This window comes from Pelomonas sp. KK5 (assembly GCF_001984095.1).
Lineage (GTDB): Bacteria > Pseudomonadota > Gammaproteobacteria > Burkholderiales > Burkholderiaceae_C > KK5.
In genome coordinates this window covers 1-3,887 of sequence record NZ_LYVQ01000367.1, presented here as the reverse complement: position 1 = coordinate 3,887, position 3,887 = coordinate 1, and the positions used below count along the sequence as shown (strand labels likewise).

The window sequence follows — 3,887 nt, the reverse complement described above, 5'->3', positions numbered from 1 at the left end:
GACCTGGACGGGCCCGAAGCGCCTGAAGATTTCCAGTGGCCCTCGCCGCCCTATGCGGCCTACCCGCGCGCGCAGGAGCAGACCGGCGCCGAGCCCTGCGAGATCCTCGGCCTGAACAACAGCCGCAGCAGCGGCCATGTGATCCTGATGGCCCCGCACGAGCGCGTGGTGCAGATCAACGTGCCGCCGGCGCGCAGCGCGATGGCGCTGAGGTTCAACCAGTTCCGCGCGCTGAAGCTGCTGCGCCCGATCAACGCCGCGCCGCGGGCCGAAGGCCTGCAGGGCCCCGACAGCAGCCTCGACCAGCGCCCGCGCCTGGACTTCAAGCTGCAGTTCAAGGGCGGCGGCGAGATGAAGGGCACGACGATCGGCCACCAGGAGAACGAGCTCGGCCTGTTCCTGTTCCCGCCGATCTCCGACATCCACGACGCGGTGCTGCGCGTGTTCATCCCGCGCGAGGTGCTGGCGCACTTCGACATCGGCGAGCGCATCGGCGACGTGCTGGTGAAGGAGCATGCGGCCACGGCCGAGCAGATCGAGGCCGCGGCCACCGAGCAGAACGACATGCGCCACCGCCGCGTCGGAGACATCCTCGTCGCCCGCCAGGTGGTCAGCGCCGACCAGCTGATGCACGCGATCGCCCAGCAGGCCAAGATGCCGATGGTGCGCATCGGCGAGGCGCTGCTGGCACTGGACCTGATCTCCGAGGCGCAGCTGGCGCAGGCGCTGGAGCAGCAGCGCGAGGACCGCACGGTGCCGCTGGGCGAGCTGCTGGTGCGCAAGGGCATCGTCACGCGCCAGCAGCTGCAGTCGGCGCTGGCCCGCAAGATGGGCTATCCGCTGGTGGACGTGGAGACCTTCCCGGTCGAGCCCGACGCCATCGCCAAGCTGCCCCAGGCGGTGGCGCGGCGGCTGGAGATCCTGCCGCTGGTGGTGCGCGAGGGCCGCCTCGTCGTGGCGATGGAAGACCCGACCCGGCGCGTCGCCATCGACGAGGCCGAGTTCATCTCCCAGCTCAAGATCACGCCCACGCTCACCAAGATCGGCACGCTGCAGTTCGCCATCCCGCGCGCCTACGAGCGCTTCGGCGGCGAGAAGATCAGCCACGAGCTGATGCTGCCCGACTTCACGCCCGAGTTCTCGCTGGACAAGGCCGACAAGCTGATCGAATCGCTGGAGCGCGACAGTCAGGAACGCAACGTCCGCGAGGACGAGCCGCAGATCGAGCAGAGCGACAACTCGCTGGTGCGGCTGATCAACACCACCATCATCGACGCCTACCAGCAGGGCGTCTCCGACATCCATATCGAGACCCACCCGGGCCGCGAGAAGCTCAGGATCCGCTTCCGCCGCGACGGCGCGCTGCAGAACTACCTGGAGCTGCCGCACACCTACCGCAACGCCATGATCGCGCGCATCAAGATCATGTGCGACCTCGACATCTCGGAGCGCCGCAAGCCGCAGGACGGCAAGATCAACTTCGCCAAGTACTCGGCCCAGCACCGGCTGGAGCTGCGCGTGGCCACCATCCCGACCAACAACGGGCTGGAGGACGTGGTGATGCGCATCCTGTCCTCGGCGCGCCCGATCCCGCTGGAGCGGCTGAACCTGTCCGAGGCCAACCTCGCCGCGCTGCGCCAGGCGATCGAGCGGCCGTACGGCATGGTGCTGTGCGTGGGGCCGACCGGCTCCGGCAAGACGACGACCCTGCACTCCGCGCTGGCCGAGATCAACACGCCCGAGCGCAAGATCTGGACGGCCGAGGACCCGGTCGAGATCACCCAGCACGGCCTGCGCCAGGTGCAGGTCAACCCGCGCATCGACTGGACCTTCGCCAAGGCGCTGCGCGCCTTCCTGCGCGCCGACCCGGACGTGATCATGGTCGGCGAGATCCGCGACAAGGAGACCGCCGAGATCGCCATCGAGGCTTCGCTGACCGGCCACATGGTGATGTCCACGCTGCACACCAACAGCGCGCCCGAGACCGTCACCCGCCTGCTGGACATGGGCATGGACCCGTTCAACTTCGCCGACTCGCTGCTGGCCGTGCTGGCGCAGCGCCTGGTGCGCAAGCTCTGCGGCGCCTGCAGGAAGAGCGAGCCGATGCCGGCCGCGATGCAGGCCGAGGTGCTGGACGACTACATCAACTCCTTCCCCGGCGACGAGCGCCCCGAGCGCGACACCCTGCTGGCCGGCTGGGTGGCCCGCCACGGCCAGAACGGCCGCCTGCTGCACCACCACAGCCCCGGCTGCGGCGAATGCGGCGGCAGCGGCTACCGCGGCCGCCTGGGCCTGCACGAACTGCTGGTCGTCACCCGCAAGCTGCGCCGCCAGATCCAGACCGGCGCCCGCGCCGAGGAACTGCTCCACACCGGGCTGGAGGAAGGCATGCGCACGCTGCGCCAGGACGGCATCGTCAAGGTGCTGCAGGGCCTCACCTCGATGGCCGAGGTGCGCGCCACCAGCAACGCCTGAGCACCTGCCAGAAACCCTGCCCTCGGGCGGGGTGAAGATTGCCCGAGCCCCCTTGCCAGTTGGCCCCGCTTCACAGATAGTCTGTCGAGTAAACCAACATGAATCGAGCGAGGGAGACGGCATTGGAGTTGCCCAACAGCTACCGGCCCGGGCCAGTCCCGACCACGGCACAGGACGTCCATCAGCAGACCATCCTGAGCTCGCACGAACGCAGCCTCGCGTTCGGCCTGCTGCCCCAGCATGCCGCCGACCTCAGCCGCCTCGATCCCGCCGCGCTGCAGGAGCTGCAGCATCGCAACACGCGCCTGTGCGCCCAGGCGCTGCCGGTGATGGAGATGCTGCACGAGCAGCTCGCCCACGCGCAGAGCATGGTGCTGCTGACCGATGCCAGCGGCGTCGTGCTGCATGCGCTGGGCGATGCCGGCTTCCTGCAGAAGGCGCAGACGGTGGCGCTGGCCCCCGGGGCGCTGTGGTCCGAGGCACGCAAGGGCACCAACGCCATCGGCACCGCGCTGATGACCGAGCGCCCCACCCTCGTCCACGGCCAGGAGCACTTCCTGAAGGCCATGCACTTCCTGACCTGCTCGGCCGCCCCGATCTTCGACCACAAGGGCGCGCTGCTGGGTGTCATCGACGTCTCCGGCGACCGCCGCTCCTACCACCCGCACACGCTGGCCCTGGCCGGCATGGCCGCCCGGCTGATCGAGACCCAGTGGTTCGCCGACAAGTTCCGCCACAGCCTGCGCCTGCACTTCCATGCCCAGGCGGCCGGCCTGGGCACGCTCAACGAATGCGTGCTGGCGCTGGATGAATCCGGCGGCGTGCTGGGCGCCAACCGGCGCGCGCTGGAGCTGCTCGGCGCCGCCGCGCCGCACCTGCGCCGCGAGAGCGTGCAGAGCCTGTTCGGCGTCACGCTGGGTGCGCTGGCCGACCTGTCGCGCCAGCACGGCCACGTGGTGCTGGCGCTGCGCACCGGGCACCACGCGGAGCCGGTCCACGTGTTCGCCAAGCTGAGCATCAACCGCATGAGCGGCGGCTCCATCGTCGCCCACGAGGAACCGTCGGACACCGCGCCGGCCCCGCTGCTGCACATCGCCCCGTCCGACCCGCTGGTGCTCACACGGGCGAGCCACGGCACCGCCGTGCTCTCGCTGCGCGACAACGAGATGAAGACCATCCAGGCGGCGCTGAACACCTGCGGCGGCAACCTCTCGCTGGCGGCGCGCCAGCTGGGCATCGGCCGCAGCACCCTCTATCGCAAGCTGAAGAGCGGAGGCCTCGTATCATCGCCGCATGGCTGATACGACGACCTCCTCGACCTCCTCCTGCTCCACCGAAGAGCCCCGGCTCAGTTCCCTCTCCCACGGCGGCGGCTGCGGCTGCAAGATCGCGCCGGCGGTGCTCTCCGAGAT

The 3,887-nt window shown here is 69.8% G+C and carries 2 protein-coding genes; both read left to right on the top strand.

Going from position 1 to position 3,887, the window contains the following annotated elements:
• Positions 1 to 2,475, top strand: a 2,475-nt coding sequence (locus tag B0W88_RS30385; RefSeq protein ID WP_369973966.1) for an ATPase, T2SS/T4P/T4SS family, incomplete at its 5' end; no start/stop codon positions are given.
• Between the two features lie 98 nt (positions 2,476 to 2,573).
• Entirely contained in the window at positions 2,574 to 3,776 is a 1,203-nt protein-coding gene (locus tag B0W88_RS30380; RefSeq protein ID WP_083749172.1) for a helix-turn-helix domain-containing protein, read from the top strand.
• Positions 3,777 to 3,887: the final 111 nt, after the last annotated feature.